The sequence below is a fragment of the Priestia megaterium genome (assembly GCF_041941685.1).
In the GTDB taxonomy this organism is placed as follows: Bacteria; Bacillota; Bacilli; order Bacillales; family Bacillaceae_H; genus Priestia; species Priestia megaterium_C.
The window spans coordinates 2,714,094-2,739,282 of the sequence record NZ_CP130958.1; the positions used below are offsets into that span (position 1 = coordinate 2,714,094).

Annotated in this window: 27 protein-coding genes and 2 pseudogenes; 6 read left to right on the forward strand and 23 right to left on the reverse strand. The window is 38.0% G+C overall.

Features of this window, described 5'->3' with window-relative positions:
- Positions 1-3: 3 nt before the first annotated feature.
- The 8 genes from Q5794_RS14055 to Q5794_RS14090 all read right to left on the reverse strand — a co-directional run bounded on the left by Q5794_RS14055 (position 4) and on the right by Q5794_RS14090 (position 8,346).
- The gene (locus tag Q5794_RS14055) at positions 4-1,194 is read right to left on the reverse strand and encodes an iron-containing alcohol dehydrogenase (RefSeq protein WP_214986506.1); all 1,191 of its coding nucleotides are present in this window, start codon (positions 1,192-1,194) and stop codon (positions 4-6) included.
- Between the two features lie 246 nt (positions 1,195-1,440).
- Positions 1,441-2,589 (reverse strand): ABC transporter permease, encoded by a 1,149-nt coding sequence (locus tag Q5794_RS14060; RefSeq protein WP_214986507.1) that lies wholly within the window; start codon positions 2,587-2,589, stop codon positions 1,441-1,443.
- Between the two features lies 1 nt (position 2,590).
- Positions 2,591-3,697: an ABC transporter permease gene (locus Q5794_RS14065; RefSeq protein WP_214986509.1), complete on the reverse strand. Its 1,107-nt coding sequence runs from the start codon at positions 3,695-3,697 to the stop codon at positions 2,591-2,593.
- Positions 3,698-3,716: 19 nt separating this feature from the next.
- Positions 3,717-4,655, reverse strand: coding sequence for an ABC transporter ATP-binding protein (locus Q5794_RS14070; RefSeq protein WP_029322178.1), 939 nt, complete (start codon positions 4,653-4,655; stop codon positions 3,717-3,719).
- 101 nt (positions 4,656-4,756) lie between these two features.
- On the reverse strand, positions 4,757-5,878 hold the full coding sequence (locus Q5794_RS14075) for a sensor histidine kinase (RefSeq protein ID WP_214986511.1): 1,122 nt from the start codon (positions 5,876-5,878) through the stop codon (positions 4,757-4,759).
- Between the two features lie 4 nt (positions 5,879-5,882).
- Positions 5,883-6,569, reverse strand: a complete 687-nt coding sequence (locus Q5794_RS14080) for a response regulator transcription factor (RefSeq protein WP_226897257.1) — start codon at positions 6,567-6,569, stop codon at positions 5,883-5,885.
- A gap of 119 nt (positions 6,570-6,688) precedes the next feature.
- Positions 6,689-7,924, reverse strand: coding sequence for a Zn-dependent hydrolase (locus tag Q5794_RS14085; protein WP_374988068.1), 1,236 nt, complete (start codon positions 7,922-7,924; stop codon positions 6,689-6,691).
- A gap of 299 nt (positions 7,925-8,223) precedes the next feature.
- Positions 8,224-8,346 carry a hypothetical protein gene (locus tag Q5794_RS14090; protein WP_013057357.1) on the reverse strand — a complete coding sequence of 41 codons (123 nt, stop codon included), beginning with the start codon at positions 8,344-8,346 and terminating at the stop codon, positions 8,224-8,226.
- 292 nt (positions 8,347-8,638) lie between these two features.
- On the opposite strand from Q5794_RS14090, the gene Q5794_RS14095 reads away from it, so the two are divergent.
- Positions 8,639-9,175: an IseA DL-endopeptidase inhibitor family protein gene (locus Q5794_RS14095; RefSeq protein WP_098621955.1), complete on the forward strand. Its 537-nt coding sequence runs from the start codon at positions 8,639-8,641 to the stop codon at positions 9,173-9,175.
- A gap of 154 nt (positions 9,176-9,329) precedes the next feature.
- Positions 9,330-10,916, forward strand: a complete 1,587-nt coding sequence (locus Q5794_RS14100; protein ID WP_214986515.1) for a glycosyltransferase family 39 protein — start codon at positions 9,330-9,332, stop codon at positions 10,914-10,916.
- A 40-nt stretch (positions 10,917-10,956) separates the two neighbouring features.
- Here Q5794_RS14100 and Q5794_RS14105 read toward each other — a convergent pair whose 3' ends face one another.
- Positions 10,957-11,370 (reverse strand): GNAT family N-acetyltransferase, encoded by a 414-nt coding sequence (locus tag Q5794_RS14105; protein WP_214986517.1) that lies wholly within the window; start codon positions 11,368-11,370, stop codon positions 10,957-10,959.
- A gap of 131 nt (positions 11,371-11,501) precedes the next feature.
- Positions 11,502-11,699 (reverse strand): hypothetical protein, encoded by a 198-nt coding sequence (locus tag Q5794_RS14110; protein ID WP_214986520.1) that lies wholly within the window; start codon positions 11,697-11,699, stop codon positions 11,502-11,504.
- A gap of 44 nt (positions 11,700-11,743) precedes the next feature.
- On the opposite strand from Q5794_RS14110, the gene Q5794_RS14115 reads away from it, so the two are divergent.
- On the forward strand, positions 11,744-12,709 hold the full coding sequence (locus tag Q5794_RS14115) for an aminoglycoside phosphotransferase family protein (protein ID WP_251034038.1): 966 nt from the start codon (positions 11,744-11,746) through the stop codon (positions 12,707-12,709).
- A gap of 17 nt (positions 12,710-12,726) precedes the next feature.
- On the opposite strand, the gene Q5794_RS14120 is transcribed toward Q5794_RS14115, so the two are convergent.
- The 4 genes and pseudogenes from Q5794_RS14120 to Q5794_RS14135 all read right to left on the reverse strand — a co-directional run bounded on the left by Q5794_RS14120 (position 12,727) and on the right by Q5794_RS14135 (position 15,562).
- Complete coding sequence (locus Q5794_RS14120; protein WP_214986522.1) at positions 12,727-13,722, reverse strand: LLM class flavin-dependent oxidoreductase; 996 nt, start codon at positions 13,720-13,722, stop codon at positions 12,727-12,729.
- 14 nt (positions 13,723-13,736) lie between these two features.
- Positions 13,737-14,021 (reverse strand): DUF3219 family protein, encoded by a 285-nt coding sequence (locus Q5794_RS14125; protein WP_214986524.1) that lies wholly within the window; start codon positions 14,019-14,021, stop codon positions 13,737-13,739.
- A gap of 134 nt (positions 14,022-14,155) precedes the next feature.
- Positions 14,156-14,749 (reverse strand): DedA family protein, encoded by a 594-nt coding sequence (locus Q5794_RS14130; protein WP_013057365.1) that lies wholly within the window; start codon positions 14,747-14,749, stop codon positions 14,156-14,158.
- A gap of 94 nt (positions 14,750-14,843) precedes the next feature.
- A pseudogene (locus tag Q5794_RS14135) lies at positions 14,844-15,562 on the reverse strand (endonuclease V).
- Between the two features lie 267 nt (positions 15,563-15,829).
- On the opposite strand from Q5794_RS14135, the gene Q5794_RS14140 reads away from it, so the two are divergent.
- A complete protein-coding gene (locus Q5794_RS14140; RefSeq protein ID WP_214986528.1) occupies positions 15,830-16,702 on the forward strand; it encodes a glycerophosphodiester phosphodiesterase family protein in 873 nt (290 codons plus the stop codon).
- A gap of 26 nt (positions 16,703-16,728) precedes the next feature.
- On the opposite strand, the gene Q5794_RS14145 is transcribed toward Q5794_RS14140, so the two are convergent.
- A complete protein-coding gene (locus tag Q5794_RS14145; protein WP_057236064.1) occupies positions 16,729-17,523 on the reverse strand; it encodes a carbon-nitrogen hydrolase family protein in 795 nt (264 codons plus the stop codon).
- 12 nt (positions 17,524-17,535) lie between these two features.
- Complete coding sequence (locus Q5794_RS14150) at positions 17,536-18,795, reverse strand: sigma-54 interaction domain-containing protein (protein ID WP_374988069.1); 1,260 nt, start codon at positions 18,793-18,795, stop codon at positions 17,536-17,538.
- 242 nt (positions 18,796-19,037) lie between these two features.
- On the opposite strand from Q5794_RS14150, the gene Q5794_RS14155 reads away from it, so the two are divergent.
- Together Q5794_RS14155 and Q5794_RS14160 are read left to right on the forward strand one after the other, a co-directional pair.
- A complete protein-coding gene (locus Q5794_RS14155; protein ID WP_374988070.1) occupies positions 19,038-19,808 on the forward strand; it encodes a carbon-nitrogen hydrolase family protein in 771 nt (256 codons plus the stop codon).
- A gap of 41 nt (positions 19,809-19,849) precedes the next feature.
- Positions 19,850-21,244: an APC family permease gene (locus tag Q5794_RS14160; RefSeq protein WP_214986534.1), complete on the forward strand. Its 1,395-nt coding sequence runs from the start codon at positions 19,850-19,852 to the stop codon at positions 21,242-21,244.
- A 39-nt stretch (positions 21,245-21,283) separates the two neighbouring features.
- Here the strand turns inward: Q5794_RS14160 and Q5794_RS14165 are convergent, their stop codons facing one another.
- The 7 genes and pseudogenes from Q5794_RS14165 to Q5794_RS14195 all read right to left on the reverse strand — a co-directional run bounded on the left by Q5794_RS14165 (position 21,284) and on the right by Q5794_RS14195 (position 25,151).
- Positions 21,284-21,463, reverse strand: a complete 180-nt coding sequence (locus Q5794_RS14165) for a hypothetical protein (protein WP_214986536.1) — start codon at positions 21,461-21,463, stop codon at positions 21,284-21,286.
- A gap of 123 nt (positions 21,464-21,586) precedes the next feature.
- Positions 21,587-22,081, reverse strand: coding sequence for a hypothetical protein (locus Q5794_RS14170; protein ID WP_251444088.1), 495 nt, complete (start codon positions 22,079-22,081; stop codon positions 21,587-21,589).
- A gap of 53 nt (positions 22,082-22,134) precedes the next feature.
- Positions 22,135-22,665 (reverse strand): ankyrin repeat domain-containing protein, encoded by a 531-nt coding sequence (locus tag Q5794_RS14175; protein ID WP_374988071.1) that lies wholly within the window; start codon positions 22,663-22,665, stop codon positions 22,135-22,137.
- 107 nt (positions 22,666-22,772) lie between these two features.
- Positions 22,773-23,263, reverse strand: a pseudogene (locus Q5794_RS14180) (antitoxin YezG family protein).
- A 401-nt stretch (positions 23,264-23,664) separates the two neighbouring features.
- On the reverse strand, positions 23,665-24,132 hold the full coding sequence (locus Q5794_RS14185; protein ID WP_214986539.1) for a DUF600 domain-containing protein: 468 nt from the start codon (positions 24,130-24,132) through the stop codon (positions 23,665-23,667).
- 10 nt (positions 24,133-24,142) lie between these two features.
- Positions 24,143-24,445 carry a DNA/RNA non-specific endonuclease gene (locus Q5794_RS14190; protein WP_374989219.1) on the reverse strand — a complete coding sequence of 101 codons (303 nt, stop codon included), beginning with the start codon at positions 24,443-24,445 and terminating at the stop codon, positions 24,143-24,145.
- Positions 24,438-25,151: a hypothetical protein gene (locus tag Q5794_RS14195; RefSeq protein ID WP_374988072.1), complete on the reverse strand. Its 714-nt coding sequence runs from the start codon at positions 25,149-25,151 to the stop codon at positions 24,438-24,440. The genes Q5794_RS14190 and Q5794_RS14195 overlap by 8 nt, the downstream gene beginning before the upstream one ends.
- Positions 25,152-25,189: the final 38 nt, after the last annotated feature.

Sequence of the window (25,189 nt, forward strand, 5' to 3'; positions counted from 1 at the left end):
ATCTTATTTTTTATAAAGTGCAGACTTAAACTCATATTCATAGCACGTGTAATAAAGCTGAACGATTTCTTCTGCCGTCGGTACGACCGGATGATTAGCAGGACTTCCGCTTTGAATCGCATCCGCTGCCATTTTCTCAACCGCCGCGTAAAATAGCTGACGATCAATGCCCCACGATTGAAGATTAGGAATCTCTAAGTCGATACAAAGCTGCTTGATGGCTTCAATTAACACATCTGCTCCTTCTTTTTTTGTATATGATACGTTCGGAAAAAGAGCTTGTCCTATTTCACCTAAACGATCGATTGAAGCCTCTTTTGTATAGTCCAAAACCGCAGGCAGGAGCATCGCATTAGAAATACCGTGGGGCACATGGAATAACGCGCCAATAGGTCTTGACATACCGTGCACTAGAGCAACAGATGAATTTGAAAACGCCATTCCCGCCAGCATAGAAGCATAGGCCATTTCGTTTCTTGCTTGAACATTTTCTCCATTTCTGTACACAAGACGAATATTTTTCATGATTAACTCAATTGCTTGAAGCGCAAGTGAATCTGTAAAAGGATGTGCTTTTTTAGACAAATACGCTTCCACTGCATGACTGAGTGCATCAATTCCTGTAGCTGCCGTTACGTGTTTCGGACATGATAGAGTTAATAACGGATCAACAATGGCTGTATCAGGCAATAATTGAGGCCTTGCGAGCATCATTTTTACATCGTACGCCGTGTCTGTAATAACCGTCGCTTTAGTCACTTCTGAGCCTGTTCCAGCAGTCGTAGGCACGGCAACCAAAGGAAGAGGACTATCTTGAAAATCTTGTTGATTTTGAAAATACGTTCGTAGATGCCCTTCATTTGTCATCATAATGGCAACCGCTTTTCCAGTATCGATACAGCTGCCTCCCCCTAAGGCAATAACCACATCGCACTGCTGCGTTTTACATATAACAAGCGCTTCATCTAGATGAATATCTGTCGGCTCTGAATTTACGCCTGTATACACGGCACAGTCCATGCCAGCCTCTGCTAAGTAACGACGGCAAGTTTCTACATTGCCTGCTTTCACCATAACGTCATCACTTATAAGCAATGCCTTTGTCCCAAGCAGTGCAGCCTGTTCTCCAATTTTAGAAAATGATCCTTCTCCATATAAAACCGTGCGTGGTACAAGTAGTTCATAAATTCCCACTGTTTTTCCCCCTTTGTTATCTCGCTGACAATCTCTCCTTCCGTATTTTCATGCTGACTTATGTAAGCGATTTCATTTATTTGTGCAAAAAACCAACATGAACTTCGTTTTTCTCCCCTATTTATTCTCTTTTTGTATACCCCTTTCCTCTTTCATTCTAAAATTTCATCTTATATTTTTCAATCTTTTTTTGTAACTTTTTAAAAATTACAAAAAAAAGCCAGAGGTATTCTCTGACTTTACCATTTAAATAAACTTTTGAACAGTATTATTTCGATTTAATTTATAAATAGACAGCAGGAAAAAAACGAGCGCAAAAGCTAGTAAAATGCTGATGTTTAACCATAGGCTGCTTAAAGCAGCTCCTTGTTGAACGCTTTTTAACGTGCTTAGCACCCACGTTTGAGGAAGAAAATCGGCTATTTTCTGCATCACATCCGGCATAAATTCAGGCGGGAAAAAGCAGCCGGACAGTAAACAAGTTGGCGTGATGATAAGCGTCTGAAGACCATTCGCTGCTTTTGAACTTTCTGTAAAAGCGATAATTACAAGAGACAATCCGATGGCTACGAGACCAAACAAAACTAAAATGAAAAACAGCTGCCATACGGGAATGTTCATATCTACGTGAAAAAGAGTCGTAATACAACCAAGCGTAATCATTACTTGCAGAGTTAATAAAATCATATTTGTAATAACATTGGATATCACGTATTGCCTTGCGCTAACTGGCGAAGCTAGCAGTCTAAAATACGTGCGCTGCTCTTTTTCTTTTGTGATAAGAGCCGATAGATTCACGGCAGAAAAAAGCATAAACATAATTAAATACCCAATTGTCTGCTTGACAATGTTTTGGTCGGTTCCTTTGTCTTCAAGGGCATGCGTAGAGACGTGGAATGGCGCTTTTTGATAACTCTCATACATTTGGTTAAACGCAGCGTCATTGCCTCCTGCTGCTTGATTAAGCGCAGAAACATTATCAATATATTGATACAAATAAGACTTAATAAAGCTCGTTACTTCTGCTCCTTTTATTGAAGTGATCGTAATATAATCTGGTTTGTTCGCTTTGACGCTGTCAGAAAACCCTTTTTCAAAGGTAATAACAGCATCAACTTTCTTTGACGTAATCTCATGATCCACTTCTTTGTCAGTGAGCATTTTAACATTTGTTTTATGCAGCCCTTTTAAAAACTGAACGGTATCTTTTGTAATATCCGTTGAGTCGTGATTGACAACTCCGATATTCACCGAAGTCCCTCCTGCATTTCCATAAATAAGAACGGACATTAAAACCCCTGCAATAGGCAAACCAATAACAAGCACAAGCGTCCTTTTGTTTCTAAGCAGCATATTTCTTAGCATATTTGTTACAAGCCACATGATATTTTTCATGTTATAACCCCTCTCTTTTTCTCAAAAGCACAATTGCTATGCCCAAGAATAAAATAGAGAAGCCTACATTCAACCCGATAACTGAAAGAGAAGCGCCGATATCATTTGTATAAATCAATTTAATAAGTCCATTATTCATCCAGGTTAAAGGTGATACACTGACGAAGCCCTCTCCAGATCCATTTTGAAAATAGGTTCCTCCCACAATACACGACACTTGAATAACAACCATAATAATTGCTCTTGACGCCGCTTCTGTCTTCGTAAGGTAGCTAACTCCTAGTCCAAAGCTAATAGCAAAAAGAATTTGAGATAATAACATCAGAAGCACTAAAAGTAAATGATTTCCCCAATTCGCGTGAAAAAAGTATTTAGTCGACATAATCACGACTAATACACATATGGCGTGAACCAAAACAGTACCTAAAATTTTCCCGACAAAAATTTCAGCAGTTTTAATCGGCGCGGCTACTAATCGACTAGCTGTATTTCGCATACGCTCTCCTCTAATTAAATAACTCGCTGAGATAGATCCGTACAAAACAATCATAGTTGTCATTGAAATGGCGTAGTAGTCTATTGAATTTGGCTGTTTTTGAGAATGAAGAGATTTTTCTTGAATATAGTCATGCTTAGACGCACGGAGCAGATTATCCACTTGCTGAGGGTTTACTTTGGCCACTTCCATAGCCACATTGTACTTATCAACAAAGGTGCTTAACATACCTTGGACCATGTTGAATTCAATGCTGTTTTCTTCATTTCCGTAGAGATGAATGCCTTGGTCTTTCACTTCTACATAAGCTGTATAGCGCTGCTCTTTTACTTCTTTTTTTCCATCCTGATTTTTTTTCAGCGCTTTAAAATGAATGCCCGATTTTTCTGCATTTACAGCAAACTGCTTAAAAGCAGCAGATTCTTCATTACTTGTGTCGATTTTATAGAGAACGTAACTGTCGTCTATCTTCATGTCGTTATTAAAAGCTTGAGACAAAGCTGTTCCTAAAATAAGGACAAGAGCCAGCGGAAAGAGAATCATAAAGATAAATGCACGCTTATCTCGCAGATCACTTTTCATTTCTTTCAAAGCAATTGCAATAATATTCATTTCTCATTCCTCCTTTCTTTTATAAATCTCTCAGACTGCGCCCTGTCAGCGTGAGAAAGACCGTCTCTAAATTAGGGGCTTGTTCCTTAACTGCTTTAATCTCGATATGATGCGTCATTAAATAATGAATGACTTTGTTCAAGTTATTCACTTCGGCGCTTGAATTAATTTTAATGATTCCATCTTCATACGTAACGGCTGTTACGCCTGGAATTTCTTTTAGGCCGCTGCAATCTATATCATCCGCTGCCTTTACTTCAATCCAAATATCTTTTGTATCGGTGATAATAGCTTTCAGCTGCTCTTTTGTTCCTTCAGCAATAATTTTGCCGTGATCAATAATCGCAATCTTTGTACATACCTCTTCTACTTCTTCCATATAGTGACTCGTATAAATGATTGTGCTTCCCATTTCATTTAGTTTTTTTACAGATGTTAAAATATAATTTCGCGACTGAGGATCAATGCCAACCGTCGGTTCATCCATAATGATAAGCTTTGGGCGATGAGCAATTGCGCATGCGATATTTAACCTTCTTTTCATTCCTCCTGAAAAGCTTTTCGGATACGCCTTTTGTTTATCTAAAAGCCCTACGAACGCTAAAGCTTCTTCGACTCGTTCGTTAAGAAGTGATCCTCTTAATCCGTAGAGACCTGCAAAAAACTTCACATTTTCATAGGCTGTCAAATCTTCATAAATCGCTAAGTCCTGCGGAACAATTCCAATGTTCATCTTTGCAAAATTTCGGTGTTTCTTTATATTTTTCCCAAGTACTTCAATATCGCCGCTGTTGCTTTGAAGCAGACTAGCCACCATATGAATCGTTGTGCTTTTTCCTGCTCCATTTGTTCCTAAAAAACCGAATATATCTCCTTCTTCTACTTGTAAAGACAAATTATCTACCGCAATAAAATCTCCAAATTTCTTTGTTAATTTTTGAATTGATAATACGTTCATCATTTCACCTCTAGTGTGTTGGTATATCCTTATTTTATGAAAAAAAGGCAAACTTACGTCAGTGCATAAGTTCACCTTTTCCCCATGAGAAATCTCATTATTTATGTATGAAGTTTCTCACCTATCGGCAGCAGTGTGGTAACAGAAAATCCGTTTGCCCCGTCAACAATGACCGTTCCGTTAATGGAAGCAGCTCGCTCTTCCATTCCTGCTATGCCAAGACCTTTTTGAAACAAGTGAGCCCCTTTTCCATTGTCTTTGACTTCTACTTTAACCATTTTATTTAGTACATGAAGCTCAATGGCAATCATCGTTGCTTCTGCATATTTCAAGGCATTCGTAATAGCTTCCGTTATATTTTCATGGATAATTTTCCACTGAAGAGGGGTGATAAGATCCAAATTCCCTTTGTATACAAGAGGCATTGCGATACTATGTTTGGCCTCAAATTCCCCAATAAATAATTTAAGCCTGCTGATTCCTATTTGCTCAGCGGGAGGCTTTATACTTTTTAACGTTAATCTAATTTCTTCAATGCCTTCTTTCGAAATCGTAATCGCATTTTGAAGAAGAGACAGCGCTTTTTCTTCATCTAGCTTCATTACATGCTTTGCTGCCTCCATTTGAATAAGCGCTCCTGTCATTGAATGACCAATCTTATCATGAATTTCCTGCGATAATCGATTTCGCTCTTCTAATTTTGAAGCATATTGAGACTGTCTCACATACTCTTTATTTTCATTCACGTGCTTTTGCAGCTTTTGCATACTTACTCTCATTTCATCGAGCTTTTGTTCATAATTGATTGTCCGCTTTTGATAGAGAGCTGCTCCTGTATAAATAAAGAAAGTAAACGCAGCGACTAACACATAAAGCGCGCTAATATCAGAGGGAACAAGCAGCATTGGAAGCAAAACAATCAGCAGCACCATCCATTTTTTTACGACTGATTCTCCAATAAGCTCACAAAGGTTTAGCGGCAAAAGAAGAAAAAACAAAGGATGAAGTTTATACGCACAATATAGAATAAGGACAATTGAAATAACAATAAACATGCGCTTGAACACGCTCTTTTTCACAATGGACGCTGCAATATTAACACAGCTGTAAAGAAGCAGTGCTAACACAATAGCTGAAATCGAGTGTACATAATTAAACTGAATGTACGTAATAGCCAAAAACAGTATAAGGATGAGCTTAGTCATCATTAATCCGACTTCCATAGCCCTACTTCCCTTTACCGGTTAAGTAGTAAATAGCAATTTGAGTACGATGCTCAAGTCCCGTTTTACTTAAAATCGAACTAATATAGTTTGCTACGGTACCTTCTGAAATAAAAAGCGTTTTAGAAATTTCTTTATTTGAAAGCCCCTTGGCAATCAGCGTCATAATGCTCGTTTCACGCTCTGTAAACTGTGTCATATCCGCTTTTGACTCGCGCTCAGTTGCAGCGTTTAAACTTGATTTAATCTTATCAAGCACAACATCTTGAAGAACCGTATGCCCGTTGAACACACTTTTGATTGCGTCTCGAATGCGCTCTGGTTCTGTATTTTTTAACAAGTAGCCTTTAGCTCCGTTTTTTACGGCATCAATAATATATTCATCGTCATCAAACGTAGTTAAAATAAGCGGCTTTGCTTTGGTAGACTCTGAAATAAGCTTTGTAGCCTCTACGCCGTCCATAACAGGCATTCTTACATCTAACAATGCAATATCGACGGAATGATTCTTGCAATATTGAACGGCTTCCTGACCATCTTTTAAAGTAGCCACGACGTCGAATTCCTCGTATGTATTTAATATAATTTTCATTCCTTCTCGAATAAACGAATTATCATCTGCAATAATAATATGGATTTTCATTTCTGTAAGTGAGAATACCTCACTTTTTTTCACATCCTTTTTTAACATCCACCCGCATGCTTCTCATTTATTGTAGCCATAATAAACCAAAAGTTCAATGCGATAGTTCGCAGTCTTTCTAAGCACTAAAAAAGAGCAGACCTCTGCAGGTTTACTCTTTTTCCCCGTTACTTCTGAGCCAACTTAATCACCGTCTCTAAAAGTACATTTACACCTTTTTCGCATTCTTCCCACGGAGTGAACTCTTCCTCACAATGACTTTTTCCGTTTACGCTCGGAATAAAAATCATAGCCGTCGGAATATAGCTAGCTAAAAACTGTGCGTCATGTCCAGCTCCGCTTACCATTCGCTTGTAGGAATACCCAAGCGAACGAACGGATTCTTCCACTTCATCGCAAACGTTTTTATCAAACCACACGGTATCGCGACTCCAAAGCTTGGTCACCCGCACTTCGCAGCCTTCTAACAGCTCCGCTTGATCAGGCAGTGATTGAATAATTTTTTCCACAGATGCAATGACATCTTCATCCGTATGTCTCGCTTCAAGCGAAAAAATAACTTTATTTGGAATAACGGTATGAATATTAGGCAGTACATTCATGCGCCCCATTGTATAGACCAAATTTGAATCTAATCTGCCGAGCTCATGACGAGCTTCAGCAATCAAGTTATTAGTTGCAAAAAGAGCGTCTTTCCGCATATCCATCGGCGTCGTCCCCGCGTGATCTGACTCCCCGGTAACTTCAATTTCATAGCATACCATTCCGAGCACACACTCCACTACACCGATCGATTTGGCTTCTCTTTCTAAAATAGGACCTTGCTCAATATGTAATTCCACAAATGCCGACGCTTCAGTGAGACGGTTACTTGTATCGCCTTCATATCCGCATGCTTGGAGCGCTTGCTCAAACGTAACGCCGTCAACATCCGTCTTCTTCATCATAACGTCTTTTTGAAATTTGCCCGATAAAATACCTGAAGCCATCATAGAAGGCTCAAAACGCGCTCCTTCTTCATTCGTAAAGTTAACAACCGTAATCGGCACCTTCGGCTTAATATTATGTTCAACCAGCGTTCTTACTAACTCTAACCCTGCAACTACACCGAGTATTCCATCAAACCTTCCGCCTTTTTTCACGCTGTCCATGTGTGAACCAATTACAATAGGAGGCTTATCTTCTAATCCTTCAAGCGTGGCGTAAATACATCCAAGGTCATCGATTTTAATATCCATTCCAAGGTCCCGGCAGCATGAACAAAAATAATCTCGTGCTAGGCGATCTTCTTCTGACAGCGCTAGGCGGGTTACACCGTTATTAGGTGTTCGTCCATTATCGGCAAATCGTTCAAGCGTATTTTTTAACCTTTCTCCATTCACTGCTACTTTTTGTCGTTGCAACTCAACCACTCTCCTCATTATTTAGTTATAAAGTGTGTCTAAGATGCTGTGTTAATGAATATCATTCATTATGACATAAAATAGGCGATATCACTTGAAGTCTGTTAGAACCCCTTCCATTATTTTTATAATGAAAGTGCGCAGTTTGCCTTATGTATCTATTAGCTTCAAAACGTAAATTTCCTGCTTTTTTCTATGAATAATGCACGCGTTATTTATGCATTTTTATTATAAAAATAGCGATAGGTTTTTTTCAAAAAAAAGAGAATTAGTTACTATACTAACTCTCCTCTACATACTTACTTTTTATTCGCTTTCTTCGCAATCGCAATCATTGTAGCCAAAACACCAACTGTAATAATCACAATAGCAATTACAGCAGTGGTAATAATAATTCCTGATGTTACTTCTGAAACACCCATTAGTCTACGTTCTCCTTTTGTGCCTGACCTATTTACCTACATCAGCATATTGGTCGGTTTATTCCTATTATATACGAACTTGTAAAGCGACGAAATATGTGACACATAATTGACATACTGTTTATATGTTTTCTTTTAATTCTACGTTTTATTTAAGAAAATACGGGAATAATTCAAACATATATAAGAAATACTCTTTATTTCTTTAAAGAAGTATTGTAATATAAATGTAACAATTGTAATATTAACAGCATGAATGTTACATATATTTCAACGAATGAGTAGGAGGGAAATGGAAATGAAAAAATTTGGAATAATCTTAGCATCACTTGCTCTTTTCTTTTCACTAAGCACAGGAGTTACAGCTCAAGCAGCATCACAAAATCTATCAACGACTAACGCGGTAAAAATTGCAGCAAACGCAAGCAACCATTTCTGGAATGCACTTCATGGATCTAAAGGTAATTTATGTACTCAAAAAACATTTAATTATAAAGGCACTCAGTACTCATATCTTTGTCAAGATTTTAATACAAAAAGCAAACTAGTAAGCTACTTATCTGAAACTTTTACAAACAGTGCTATTCAAAAAGGATTAACAAATTATCGCTACATCACATATAACGGAAAGCTTGCTCGTCCTGTCGGTGACGGATTCAGCATGCTAGAGTGGAACAAAGCAAAAGTAAAACTAACTTATCAGCGTGCCGATGTTCGCTCTTATCAATTTACGGTTCCAACAGTTGACGGAGGAAGTGTAAAACGCACCGTTACATTTTATAAATCCGGTTCACAGTGGAAAGTGAATAAGTTTGATGCTGTACTATAAGCAATATAAAAAACAAGGTCTTCTAAGGCCTTGTTTTTTTATGCTCTCTCTTCCGCTCTTTATTAAAGAAGTTTCACTTTATTTTCACCAACTCCCCTTATAGTATGGAGACACACTACTACTTATTCGATACATTGTCATCGGAGGATTTTATATGAACATACTACAAAAAAGAACGGCTTTTATCGTAATGGCTGCTTTTCTTTTAGCATTTGTTTTCAGTATCGTTTCACTATCACACTACAAAGGAGAAGAACATTTATTTTCGATTCAAGAAAGTCATCAGTTAAAAAAGATTACTAATGGTATATCTTCTCCTAATAATACTTCGAGGGATCATCGTCTTCCTTCAGGAAACGGTCCTGCTTCGTCCAGCAATTCCGGAGAACACGTAACGCCTTTTCATAATCTATCTATGGGTAACGGTGCCGGAAGTCAAGGAGCTAATAAAGATTATGAAACGCCGCTAGCTCTTTATACGGTGGGCTTTTTTATAGCAGCAGCTTTCGTTTACGGATTATTAAAGAAAAAGAAATGGCATCATTCGATATGGCATTCTCGCGTTATTTTATGGTCATTACTTGGCTCTGGACTATTTATCCGGATTGCGCTGATTCCGTGGGTAGGCTCTCATATGGATGCATCTCTTTTCAAAAACTGGGCATCGGTTGCGGCCAATCATTTTTCAAATTTCTACGCTAAAAGCGGAAGCGATTATCCGCCGTTTTATATTTATATCTTGTTTATCGTTGGGAAAGTTGGCAGTTTACCGGATTTTCAGCAGTATTTTTCGCTGTTGATTAAAATTCCACCTATTTTAGCAGATGTCGTCACATCTTATTTACTCTATCGTTTAGCTCGTAAATACTTGGCACCTTCTTTTGCATATCTGTTAGCAATTGGGTATTTATTTAATCCTGCCATTTTAGTTAATTCAACGTTTTGGGGACAAGTCGATTCATTTTTCACTTTGCTTATTGTCCTAGCGATTGTAATGATTACGGAAAAAAGAATTTACGCGTCGGCCGTTATTTTTACAGCAGCGGTCTTAATGAAGCCGCAGGCGATTATTATCCTGCCCATTTTGTTTTTCGAGCTCATTCGTCTAAAGCAAGTGAAACATTTTTTCGGCATTGCTTTAACGGCAGCTTTCACTGCTGCAGCGATTTTATTGCCTTTTTCAATTGGAAAAAGTCCAACGTGGATTATTGATTTATTTTCATCAACCATCGGAGAATACCCGTATGCTTCTGTTAACGCCTATAACTTCTTTAGTTTAATAGGTGCAAACTATAAAGACAGCTCTGCAACGCTGCTGTTTTTCAGCTATCATACGTGGGGGCTTATTTTTATCGTCGCGACAACTATTTTTTCGTGGCTTATTTATATAAAAGGGCGCAGCTTTAAATACGCCGCTCTTGCAGCGCTTATTCAAATTTCCGGGGTATTTACGTTTTCTTCAAGCATGCATGAACGCTACTTATTTCCAGCAGCAGCGCTTGCTTTGCTCGCTTATATTTATTTAAAAGACAAAAATTTGCTTTACTTATTCCTTGGATTTAGCATCAGTATTTTTATGAACACTTTTTTTGTTTTATACGGTGACAGCAGCATGCAAAACAGCACGTCATACCCGTTTTCTATGTTTGCTACGTCTATGCTAAACGTTTTGCTTGTTGTTTATTTAGTAAAAGTTGCTTGGAATTTAGTCCAAAAAAGTACGGTTTTGAAAACTGCATAATACAAAAAGCTCAGTGAGTATGATTGATCACTGAGCTTTTTTACATACCAAGCGACATGCCTGGCGCGTCTTCTTCTCTTTCTTGAAACCCTAATTTTTTATAAAAATGATGCTTTCCTTTTGCTGCAAACAGCTGAATCGATTCAATTCCGCTTTCTTGGCATTTCGTCAACAGCTCTTGAATAATTTGCTTTCCAAGCCCTTTGTTTTGATATGTGGGATCAACCATCACGTCGCAAATAAGCGCTTGGTAAATTCCATCTGAAATCATACGACCGAATGCAATCAATTGTTCATTGTCATAAATACCGACTCTAAACCAGCTGTTGGCTGCAGCTTCAAACAGCTGTTCTTTTGTATAATTGCCTTTTTTACTTTTATGTAATCCGCTCGCTTCATGCAAAGCAGCAAACTGCTCAAATGGCGGAACCTCTTTTTTTATTACGTAAGACACGTTCATTCTCCTCTCAATACCGTTGCTTCTCATATTATATTTATACATCAAAAAGAATAATAATTCAACATTTTTATCTAGTTATCTTGTTACCCTTTCTCCAAATAAAAAAACTGCCAAACGGCAGTTTTTTAGGCTTGTACTGATTTTTTTCGTTTTTTAAGATCCATTCCTGCAATGATAAGCAAAATGACTCCAAGAACAATCATGATTTTACTCACTGTTTCTAGCCACTCCGGTGCGCTTCCAGCAAGTAAAATGGCAAATCCAATGATATAAACCGGAAACCCCGCAAGAGCCCAAGGGGATTTCACCTTCTTTTTCTTCATATGTAGGATCTCCTCCTTCTTTACAGATTCTATGTAGGCTGTATATGATGAGTTTATCAGAAAAAATTGGAAACAACAAAGGAGACAAACGCATGCATACGCTGCCTCAAACATTTTGTGATACGATTACTCTCCTTCACTCTCATAAAGGCCAAAAGTGGTTAGCTGACTTTCCTCAGCTTATTCGCTACTGTGAAGAGCGCTGGCGTATCAACATTCACAGTCACTTTCCCCTTTCTTACCACTTTGTTGCTCCTGCGCATAAAGCAGATGGAAGCGAACTAGTTGTCAAATTTTTTGTAGAGCCTTCAGAGCTGCTTCATGAGCAAGAAGCACTGACAGCACTAGCTGGTGAGAACACGGTAAAAATAGTGGACAGCGATGCTGAAAAAGGCATTTTACTGCTTGAAAAGCTGTCTCCCGGATGCCCGCTTTCCTCTTTATCAACTAAAGACGAAGCTGCGTTAATCGCTGCTGGGCTCATGAAATCTCTATGGCGCATGCCGCACTCAGACTCCATTATCGAAACAGCCATTAAAAGAGAGAAACAGCTTCGAGAGTGTACACAAATGTATCCAAACGGTATTGATTTTCTTTCTTCTGAAACGCTTCAACATGCACTAGCCGTTTTCTCTGAATTAAACCGCACTTCTCAGCAGCTTTTTCTGCTTCATGGCGACTTGCATCATGATAACATCTTACAGTCTGGTGAAGATATATGGAAAATAATTGATCCAAAAGGGTTAATTGGAGAAAAAGAGTACGAAATCATCCCTTTTCTTTTAAATCATCTGCCTAAGACAAACGTGGCAGAGGTGGTTGACCATCGAATCAATATATTTGTAAAAGAACTGAACGTAAGTAAAAAACGCATTTTACTGTGGGGATACGCTCATTCTGTACTAGCAACGTGCTGGTTAATAGAGGACCGCCAAGACGCCGCTTCTTTTTTACGTGCTATAGAAGCATTTCAGCACTTATATGAGTACTATTACGGGCATAAAAAATAAGAGCCGAAATTTGGCTCTTATTTTTTGCATTTCTCTGCGACAAGCTCATATGATTTTAATCGGTCAGCCGGATCGTGTGTAATGGTGACAAGCATGAGTTCATCCGCTCCGTAGCGTGCTTGAACTTCTTGAAGACGGACGTGCACTTCTTCTGGATTTCCGATAATCATGGCTTCTTTCATCGTCTTGATTTTTTTCTCTTCTTCTTCTGTAAGCGGATAGCTGGCCGCTTCTTCAATAGAAGGCACGCCTTTTGCTTCCATTTTATCCTGCTGAATTTTCCATACGAGTGAGCTCGTTGCGATGCGATGCGCTTGCTCGGCTGTTTCAGCGCAAATGACCGATACAGTGACAATGGCATAGGGCTGATCTCCGCTCTGTCTCGGCTGAAATGCCTGTTTGTACTGATCAATAATAGCTGAACCGTCTTGTTCACTCATAAACTGTCCAAACGTATAGGCCATTCCGTTTCTAGCGGCGAGCTCAGCACTTTTTTTACTTGTGCCAAGCAGCCACGGTTCTGGAGAGACAGGCGGCAGCGGCGAAGCTGAAAGCTTTGCGTATTCATGTTCAGCCGGAAATTTATCGTCTAAAAACTGCAGAAGCTCTTCAACAAGTTCAGGCATTTTAAATACTTGCTGCAAGAAATTATCCGACAGCGCATTTGTCGCTTCAGCCGATCCACCCGGCGCGCGTCCAATTCCTAAATCAACGCGCCCTGGAAACAGCGTTGCCAGCATGTTATACGTTTCCGCTACTTTATACGGCTTGTAGTGAGGCAGCAGAACCGCTCCCGATCCAATTCGAATTCTATTAGTCTGTGCGCCGATATAGCCAAGCATCACTTCAGGAGCCGAACAGGCAAGTCCAGACAAATCATGGTGCTCTGCTATCCAGTAGCGTTCATAGCCAAGCTTGTCACCAGCCTTGGCCAGCTGCATTGATGCTTCTAACGCTTCAGCTGGGGTCTGATGGGATGAAACGGGCGATTGGTCGAGTATACTTACTTTCATCACGCATCTGCTCCTTATTCGTTCACTTCAATTAAACTTAATGAAAAATTCCCTACCTGTCCTTTTTCATATAAATTTGTAAAAGACGTGGAGTACTGATGAATCGTCCCCTGAAAATCCAGATCTTCTTCCGGCACATTTACATGAAAAGTACCTTTATATAACAGTGTAGTAATATCATGATATTCCTCACTTGTTACTTTAAAATCAACTGAAACTTTTGTTTTGCCTTTTACAATCTCTTGTTTATAGCTGTAAATTTGAATAGGCGTATCATTTAATACAATTTCTTGTACCACGTTAAATCGTCTCCTTTTTTAGTGCGTATGAAAAATAATAGCACTTGAAGAAGTCATGAGCAAATAAAAGAGCTTCTGGTTGCGCATGCAAAAAAAGCATGGCTTTTTGCCATGCTTTTAGTTCAAAAACAATCTTATACGCGCTTTGTACGCGTGCGTTTGAATACGAAATAAAGAACAATAATCACAAATGCCGCAACTACAAACGGAAGCGTATATTTGCTTGCTACGTCTTCAATGTTCGCCCAGTTCTCGCCTAGCTTTCCGCCTAAGTAAATAAATAAAATCGACCAAGGAATCATCGCTAACACGGTTAAAGACGTAAACTTCCAAAACGGCATTTTAGCAATACCTGCAGGGATCGAAATCGCATGTCGAACAACCGGGACAAAACGAGCGGAGAAAACAACGCCCGCGCCGTATTTATTAAACCAGTTTTCCGCAAGATCAATATGCTTATCATGAATGAATAAGTACTTGCCGTATTTTTGAAGAAACGGACGTCCTCCGTAAGCTCCAATCCAATATAAAAACCACTGCGCAATCGTTCCGCCAATAATTCCGGCAATGACTGCTCCAGGAAAACTAATCATGCCTTGAGAAATCATATACCCCCCGTAAGCTAGTACAATTTCACTTGGAATGATTTCAATCATTAAGCCGAGCGCAATACCTAAATAGCCAAGGCTCGTTAAAAAATCCAAAATACTCGCAACAAATGAACTCACCTTTAATCACCTTACTCATTCTTTAATAATTTTACACTACTACTATATTCCAACCATCAGTATAAAAGGAAACTATGAACTCATTATGAACAGCTTACTTCCCTATTGACTGCCGGTACCTTTTCCGCAGCTCATGCGTATGCAGATCTGCTAGGCGGACCGGAATCGGAAGCTTACTTTCTTTTGAAATAAAATGCATCATGAGCTGATACGACATGTCCAAATCAATATAGTTTCCGCACGACAGAAAAATAGGCTTTATCCCTTTTGCTGTCCTTACTACTCTACCATAAACCTCGCCATCAATCACAATATCTTCATAAGCGCCCTCTGTATCTTCAGGCATAACGTAATCATGTCTCTTGATCTTTAAATAGCTTTTCCCAATTCCAACGGTAGGTTTATTGAGAAAAAAGAAGCATGTGTGGCTACTCCCATGTGCTCGTAGTGCAAATATCCGTTGCCATCAAATAAAAACACGTCGGGCTCTATTTGAAGTTTTTTAGCCGCTTCAAGAATTAAAGGAAGCTCTCGAAAAGCTAGAAACCCAGGAAGATAAGGAACCGCTACTTCTCCTACACTGTGCACTTTTTCCACAACGTTTTTCGTCTGATAATCAACCACTACAATGCTGCACGCTCCGTAAGATATGCCGTTTTCTTCCCAATAAGCAACATCAACACCAGCACAGTTATGTATATGCGTCATTTTGACGCGTGATGTTAAATCAATTTGTGCTTTTAGCTTTTGCTGAAGCGTCCCGCACTCCTCTTTTGTTTGCATCGTAAACGTATGTATGTACTGAATATCCATGTTCCATTCCTTTCATTGACTGACTCACCTATTATACAACTATTTTCTAAGAAATTCCTATTCTTTTTTTACACCTTTTATTATAGCGCTGTTTCCTTAATATTTAATTAAAATTCCTATTCGTTTACGCATTTTTTGTAAACATCACCATGAAAAAATCCCTATTTTTCTTTACGAAATGTCAACGCTTTCTACACACTTTCTCTATATCAGCATCACATTTTTTCGTTACGCTATTTCTATACCAACGCATAGGAGAGAAACGTGATGAAAAAATATTTAGCTGGTCTAAGCGCAGTAGCCTTGTTATGTTGTTCAATCGCCTCTTCTGCTTTCGCACGCACGGAAGAAAAACTTACGAACATCGCGCACCGAGGAGCCTCTGCTTACGCACCTGAAAACACAATGGCTGCTTTTCACCAAGCGCTAGAAATGAATGCGGATTACATTGAACTTGACGTGCAGCAAAGCAAAGACGGTGTCCTCGTTATTATACATGACCGTACCGTAGACCGAACGACAAACGGAAGCGGACACATTCGAGAGTTAACGTACGCTGAACTTCAGCGCTTGGATGCAGGAAGCTGGAAAGACAATTCTTTTACGAATGAAAAAATTCCAACTCTTTCACAAGTATTAGATGAATTTCAAGGAAAAATCGGTATATTGATAGAGTTAAAAGCCCCGGAACTTTATCCTGGAATTGAAAGAAAAGTAGCTTTTGAAATCAACAAGCGACAGCTCGATCACGTTATCATTCAGTCTTTTAACGTTTCATCCATGAAAAAAATGCATGGGCTTCTCCCAAACGTTCCTATAGGCATACTAACTTCTTCAGAACAAGATGCACATCCAAACTCAATCCAGCAATTCGCCGCTTTTGCCACCTACTTTAACCCGTCCTATGACATCCTAACACCTGCTCTTATCCACCAAGTCCATTCTGCCGGAATGAAAATATCACCGTGGTCTGGAACCAAGCGGCTTCCTGCTTCATTTTTGTGGAAAACAAAAAGTGACGGAGTGATTACGAATTATCCCGATGAAGTGAATTGGGTGCAAACATCAACAAAAATAGGGAAAACCATTCACGCAAGCTCCGCGAGTCACACTGCTCGCTTAGTTGGTGTAAAAAAGTAATAGCAGCTTTCTTTAATAAAGAGCTCTTATAACCCTTCTCTTCTGTATAAATCTGACTTTCGATTATCTAAATAGTTCAAAATTTCCTTTGAACTTGCCGAAGACGACAGGTCTATGTCAACAATCGCAAGATCCTCATTATTAAGAGATTTAAACACACAGTGCCCATTAGGATTAATAACTTCACTTTCACCAAAATAGACATAGTCATCTTCTAATCCAACTTTATTAGCAGCTGCAATAAAAATATGATTTTCTAAAGCTCTTGACCTCAAATAAACGTGCTGATGATGCTCGTAAGGAATCATGTTCGCACAAAGAACAAAGACGACTTCGGCTCCTTTTAATGCTAGAATTCGCGCCACTTCAGGAAATTCCATATCATATGTAATCATTACTCCAAACTTTCCTTGAGGTGTATCAAAGACTGGTATACTATCTCCAGAAGTAAAATATGAATTTTCATGATCAAAAAGGTGAATTTTACGATAAGTTCCTACTATCTCACCTTTCTTATTAATAAATACAGCGGAATTATATATTTTAAAGTGGTGTCTTTCCGGAAAACCAAGAATAACTCCTATTTGTAATTCTTTAGCACATTTTTTAACTTTCGTGATTAATTCTCCTTCTACTGATTCAGCTAATTCCTCCACCTGTTCATTTAACAAAAAACCAGTCAAAAATAATTCAGGGAATAAAACAAAATCCGCACCTTGATCTTTAGCAGCTTCCATCGTTCCAAAAACTCTCTTTAAATTTTTATTTTTATCATGCAAATTACTTCTAAGCTGGGCTAATGCAATTTTTAATTGACGCATCCCTTCACCTCTTTAAAAACCTTCTTTTTTGTATACTTTTAATTTTTTTGAAATAGTAGACTGATCAACCTGCAATACTTCTGCTACTTTGTAAGTACTTTTGTATTCACCGTAAGCTTTTAAAATTAATTCTTTTTCTACTTGTCTTTTAGCTTCTTTCAAAGACATTGGTACTTTAGGAGAAAATGACCAACCGTTTTCACGTATATTTTTTTCTTCTAGCACTTCTTTTTCAGTCATATTTGTGACGACAATTCTTTCTATCGTGTTTTCCAATTCCCTTATGTTTCCTGGCCATTTATATTGGATAAGCTCTTGTTTTACTTCATCATTAATTTCTTTTCGAAGATGATATTTTGTATTATATTTAAACAGAAAATGATCAATTAAGATATGTATGTCCTTTTCCCGCTTTCTAAGAGGTGGAATAGTGAGCGGTACGACATTAAGCCTATAGAACAAATCTTCACGAAATAATTTTTTCTCAACAAGCTCCTGTAGATTTTTATTTGTTGCAGCAATTACTCGTACATCTACTTTCTTTTCCTCTGTACTCCCTACTTTCCGCACCGCGTTTTCTTGCAAAACACCTAGCAGTTTTGCTTGTAGGTTTAAAGGAAATTCCGCAATTTCATCTAGAAAAATTGTTCCCTTATGAGCAGCTTCAAATAAGCCGACCTTTCCTCCTTTTTTTCCGCCTGTAAAAGTTCCTTCTTCATACCCAAATAGCTCTGATTCGATTAAACTCTCTGGAATAGCACCACAATTAACAGAAATAAAAGGCTGCGTTGAACGTGTACTAGTACTATGAATAAATTTAGCAATTTGACTTTTTCCCACTCCCGATTCACCTAGTAGAAGAACAGTGGAGCCTACATGAGCAATTGTTTCAATAATTTTACTAATTCGTTTCATAGCAGAGGATTCCATAATCAACTCATCGGTTTTATGCTGATCTTGATTGGAATAAGAGTTAAACATGCTTTGAGATATATTCGCTAATGTCACGATTTGATTTATGTAAGAGTTCGCTTGGACAAGGTGGAGGGTAAACAGATAGGTTCTTCCCTCATAGGTGCTTAATAACTGAGTAGAGCCACTTGGAGCAGCAGTAAAGACCTTTTTCCACTGAACTTCTTCAAGTAACATATTTTTTTGAAACAGCGATAAGTGACTCGTTTGTTTATTATTGATAGATACGGTATCAATGCGTCCTTCATGATTTATAATGACTACTATTGATTCGCAGATACCTATTGAAGAATTCCTCATTATCCATTTCCTCCTTTCGATTGTTTCTAATGAAAAATCGCATCATTGATGATAAAAATCATCATCTTAGCTTTCCAAATAACTGTATAAGCAGAATATGACTTATTTTCTTTTTCTCCCTATTAGTATAATGAAAAAATTCATCTTTTTAAAGATTAAAAATCAGAATTGACTGAAAAAATACATTGGCACACTTCTTGCTTGTATTTATAGTGAAAACGATTATGAGGAGGTATTTTACAGTGAATATTACAATTGCTCAGTTTTGTCCTGTACTAGGCAATAAAAAAGAAAACATTCGAAAAATAAATGACTGTATCAAGCAAGCTGCAAGCGAACAGGCTGACCTTATTGTCTTTCCGGAACTTTGTTTAACAGGTTATTTTATTTGGGATGATATTAAGGAGCTAGCTGAAACCGTCAGTGGTGAAAGCTTGCAGCTTTTCCAACAAAGCTGCAGGGATCACAGCATCCACGCCGTTATATCTTTTCCTGAAGTAACAGCTAACGGGCATTATCATATTACATCCGCTCTTATAGATGATACCGGAACTGTAATTGGTACGTATCAAAAAACACATCTTTTTGACAGGGAAGCTGAAATCTTCCGCCCAGGCAACGCTTTACCTGTTTTCAAAACCAAATTCGGAACCATTGGCTTAATGATCTGCTATGACCTTGAATTCCCTGAAGTGGCCCGAACTTTAAAAATAAAAGGAGCGGATTTACTCATCATCCCGCTTGCTAACATGAGCCCTTACGAAGATTATCAAATAACTTATTTAAAAAGCCGTGCTATGGAAAATGAACTTCCAATTGCTCTATGCAATCGAATAGGCTCTGAAGAAGATACATTCTTTTTTGGACATAGCGCAGTCGTCAACAGTAAAGGAAAAGTTCTTCTAAAAATGGGTAGCAAGGAACAAATCTCAACAGTAGCTATTTCTTTAGAGGAATCAAAAGATCAGAAGCTTAATTACCTTATGCACAGAAGAGCGGATTTGTACAAATAGATATAAGAAGATTAAAAACAATTTTTAAGGGAGGCGCAAAGATGGAAACAAAAAGAAACCAAGCAGTTCCAACTTTGAAGTTGTCACATATTGTTTTGTTTGGACTTGCTTATATGACACCAATGATTGTATTTGGTATTTATGGCTTGTTGGCTGAAACCACCCATGGACTAGTTTCCACTGCTTATATAGTGGCTTTAGCTGCTATGCTATTTACGGCTTATAGCTACGGTAAAATGACTAAAGCTTTTCCTATTGCAGGGTCTGCTTATACGTATACAAGAAAATCCATAAATCCATATGTCGGATTTATGATTGGATGGGCTGTTTTACTAGACTACCTGTTTCTTCCTATGGTTATTTGGCTTATCGGAGCTGTTTATTTACATACAGCTTTTCCTAACATTCCTCTTTGGACATTTGTACTAGCCTTTATTTTTATTACAACTGTTATCAACATGATTGGCTTAAAAGCAGCGGCGAGCGTCAATACATTAATGATGATTTTTCAATTGCTCGTAGTCGGTATTTTTATTTCACTAAGCATTATATACCTTATAAAAGGCTCATCACCTTTTGCACTCTTTAGCTTTAACCCATTCTTGAACGAGCATTTTACATTTTCGTTTGTAGCCGCTGGCGCTTCCATTGCTTGCTATTCTTTTTTAGGATTTGATGCTGTTACAACTCTATCTGAAGAAACCATTAATCCTGAAAAAACCATGCCAAAAGCTATCTTTCTTATTACATTAATTGGAGGCATCATTTTTATTGGAGCTTCTTACTTTCTACAGCTTGTTCATCCTGACTATACATCTTTTAAAAATATTGATTCAGCAGCATTTGAAATTGCCGTACAGATCGGCGGCAATTTATTTAGCTCTATTTTTCTAGCTGGATTAATTATTGCTCAATTCGCATCTGGCTTATCTGCTCAAACAAGCGGAGCCCGTTTATTATTTGCAATGGGAAGAGACGGCGTACTTCCCGCTAAGATATTTGGTTATCTTCATCGAAAGTCGAAAACACCCCTATTGAATATTTTATTCATAGGAGGCATTTCATTACTGGCCGTTAAGCTTGATGTAAGTACCTCTACTTCATTTATTAACTTTGGAGCGTTTTTAACATTTATTTTTGTAAATCTATCGGTCATTTTTCACTATTACTTCACGTTAAAAAATGAAAAAAAGAATCGTTTTCTTCTCTACTTTCTTATACCAGCTATCGGAGCAGCCCTTGATTTCTATCTCTTTATTAATCTGGATAAACACGCCTTAGTGCTAGGAAGCATCTGGACTGCCATAGGACTTGTTTACTTAACTTTTCTTACAAAAGGATTTAAGCTTTCTCCTCCAGAAATGGATTTCGATGAAGAGGAAATAACGAAATCTTCCTCTCTTGCACATCAAAAAGCTGCTGAAAAGACATTGTAAATTTTTTTAAAAAAGAGGTTGAAACATAACGAAATGAATTCAATTTAAAGACGAACAAATGGGATACATGATCTGAACCGCTTGTGACACGGCAGTTGATTTCCGTGCAAGACTTCGCTTTCCGCGGGCGGGCGCTGAGCCTCCTCGTCGCTTGCGCTCCTGCGGGGTCTCATCTATCCCGCTTTTCCTGCAGGAGTCTTCGTCTTGTCCTCCAATCAACTGCTAGAAGGAATTAAATAGATAAAACCTACGTTCACCATCAAAAAAAACGAACCACTAATCAAACATGTTGATTAATGGTTCGTTTTTCACTTTTTCTAAAACCAACGCTTCTTTTTGTCTTCACACCTCAAATAAACTTTCTCCGTCCTTATTCACCCAATACTTTTCTATTTCCGGAACCAAAGCTGTAAAGTCTTCATACGTTCCTTTCCTATCCCTTGGAATATATTCTTCAAATGAAGCCGGCTCAGGAAACAGTGAGTAGAACGTCTTTTGATCAAAGTCCACCAAAAACGAAGGGCTAAAGTCTAATACATCTTCTTCATCTACGCTTTCTATTTTATCTTCAAACAACTTTAAAAGAGTTGACGAATCTGCTTTATACGACTCTATACGTTTTAAAAAAAGCTCAGCATTTTCACTGCTAAGAACCTCGATTCCTTTTCGTTCAGGTTCAATATATTCATCAACTGCTGAATCACCTTCATTTTCAAAAGCTTGTGCAAACTTCACATAATTCAAATACCATAGCTCTCGATCGGTCACATACCATTGAAACTGCTTTTTATGTACCACTCCAACAATTACGTTTTCAGCATATATAGGTTCTAGCATGAGATGGACCTCCTTGCTTTTATTAGCTTTATGACCTGTTATATACGATTTAATTAATCTTTAAGCACTCTCTTTTGTACTTTTTTATTCAGCTTTCGCTTTAAATATTCAGCAATTTCTATTTGTCCTCGTTCAATCGCAAATTCATAGGCACCCATATCTTTCATCGTATCCCCCGTATACTTTACATTAATATCAATACCACTCTGAACAAGGTATTTTACAATATCAAGATGACCACCATAAATCGCTGAGAATAACGGATTTCTACTCGGATCGCTTACATCTAATATTGCACCGCTATCATATAAGTACTGAACTATACTAAATTCACCTTCACTCGCTGCATGTGCAATTGGGGCTGACTTTGGTACACCTTCATTTGTGTTAATATCCATCCCGTATTCAACTAGGAACTTTATCATATCAAGGCTACCAGCTCTAGCGGCCACATGTAGCCACGTTCCAAAAGGAGTTATAAACTCAAGCAGCCCTTTATCTGTAATCAGAATCTCTTTTGCTTGTTCTGTATCACCGTTCTTAATAAAATCATAGGTTTTTACTGCTTTTTCCTTATTATCCATAGAAACCTCCTAAGATATTTTTGTTCATACGGCTTCTTCATCAGTTCACAGCATCAGGAAAATTACCATTAGTTCCCTGAAACCCCTTCCATAATTCATCTAATAATTTAAATAGGATTATGTGGATACTCTTTTAAATATTGTTCTATTAAATTTTTGGTTTTTTCATCTATTGGTACTTCATTTAAATATTTGTACTTCCAAATCTTTTTCTGTGCTACAAATCCGTAATCTGTATTCAACCAATCTGTATAATCAAATGATATAGAGAACTTGCCTGTTTGATCCAACATTAGTGTAAAAGAATACCATAGTTCTTGATTATTTTCTTTAAAAACTTCTCTAAGCTGTTCACTAAGATCAAAAAGCTTATCTTCTTCATTATTAAATTCTAGTTCCGATATGTTAAATTGTTTCGGTATATCTAGACTATATGTGTAGCTATGATCTCTAATTGATTTATAAAAAAAGTAAACTCGCCCCCAGATTCATCAATCTGTGCATAAAAATAAAACCTTTCCCATTCTTCGGGAATCATATTATTAACTGTTTCTGCTATTTCTTGATATAATTCCTGTAACTGGCTTTCCATTTGCATAGAATTTATCCTCCTGAATGGTTTTCAACTGTTACGATCTCTAGTTCTTCACCTTCAATTTGATACTCTATTCTAAATTTAATAGGGCGTATCGAATGCCCTTTTTAACAGGAACATCTTTTTACCGATACTTTTTTAGAAAAGCTTCCTTCAAAGCATTTGCCCAACCTTTATCTTTCTCCGTATAAACCAAATTCCATTAGAACAATTGTTATCTATTTTACCTGCACTAATGTTGTTCCTCAACACATCGCGTCTGGTTATGTATTCTTCCAAGCCATTTATGATGACAATATCGTAGATGCCTTTTTCGGTTTGCTCCAAGACTTTGAAGGATTTGGAAGATTCAATATTGATTAAAGTAAAAAACCTTGAAAGGCTTTAGCCAATCAAGGTCTAATTTATAAATGACTTTCTTTTACTTCTTCGAACCAACAATCAAAAATATCATCTGGCAATAGTTCGTCATCATTTGTATAAATTAAGTCATATCTATAGTTTGCTTTTAAACTATTTTTCTTGACATCATAAAAAAGTTTCATTTCGGTCGGCATATCCCTATCGAATTCTTCACATTTCTTATGAATAAGTTTCAAGTCATCATTACCAATTTTCAAAGCCGCCTTCTGTCTTTCTCTTGAAACGTCATAAACTAGATTGTCTTGACCATCTAATTTGACTGTAGCCTCATTTAGTTGATGTTTATGGACTAGCTTTCCATTAATTCTAAAGAAAAAGTCAAAAACATACATTTTAGACTCATGTGAACAATAGATATAAATTTCATCTGCTTTATTTTCGACATACTCTAAACAAATAGCCACCATGTCTGTTTGTAACTCTGAAAAATAATCTTCAAATACCTTCATATAACCACCTCTAATTTTCTATCCTTGTAAAACTCATACGTCCCTGTATTTCATATTCTATATCAAAGCTACTTGGCCTTACATTATTACCCTCGTAATTTATTTTAACGTTAACTGAAACATGTTTTCCTTTTTCTATTGCTTTAGCCCATTTATTCTCTAACTTCTTGTATTTACTCAAATTCACATCACTTGATTGCGATACGAGGTTATCTAGATCTGGCGAGCCCCCAAATCTATCACCAGCTAAATGTCCAGCATGGTCACCTGTTTCTTTTCCTGGCGTGTTTGATTTATGTGGTAATCTAACTATCTCTCTCTGTTAATCTTAAGTCTCCTGCGTCAAACTCTTTGAGTCTTCCCGCGTTGTCTGTCTCATATAGATACTCATATTCTCCTGTTTTATACTTAACATTTGGTTTTAAAGCACCTTCCGTAGTCATATGACTTCCATCTCTAATAATACCTTCTGCAACATTAGCTATTTTATTAGCCGTACCTTTTTGAAATTCCCGTTCACTCACACGCTCTACTTTTACAGGCTTATCAACTCTCCGAACCGTCTCTACCTTAACCGAATCACCCAGCTTCTCCACATGACGCTTGGACATAAATCTTCCGCCAGCTCCGCGATAGCGGTTATGAACTGGATCATATTTCACCTTCGTTACCATCTGCATCGTCTGCTGCTTCACATTCTGCAAGGTCTCCCTCACCGTCTGCTGGGCAAGTGCTGGACCTGCTGGTGCTAGTTCTGGCCCGAGGCTTGGCATGCTGCTGTCTAGGATGTTGTTATACGTTTTATGTAGCGACTGCGTCCAAGAGGCCGGTGCGTTTTTGACGCTTTGGTAGGCTTGTTTTGTGACGTTGGCAACGGCGCTTGTGCGAAGCGTGTTGCGCATGTTGTTGAGCTTTTCGCTTCCTTTGGTCGCAAGGCTTTGCACCATTTTCCCCGCTACCTTCGTAGAAAGCGCCCCAGCTCCAGCAATTCCTAAGGCTTGCTTTACGCTACTCTTCACTGATCTTGTTCCCGAACATGTCGCGTCCGGTCATGTAT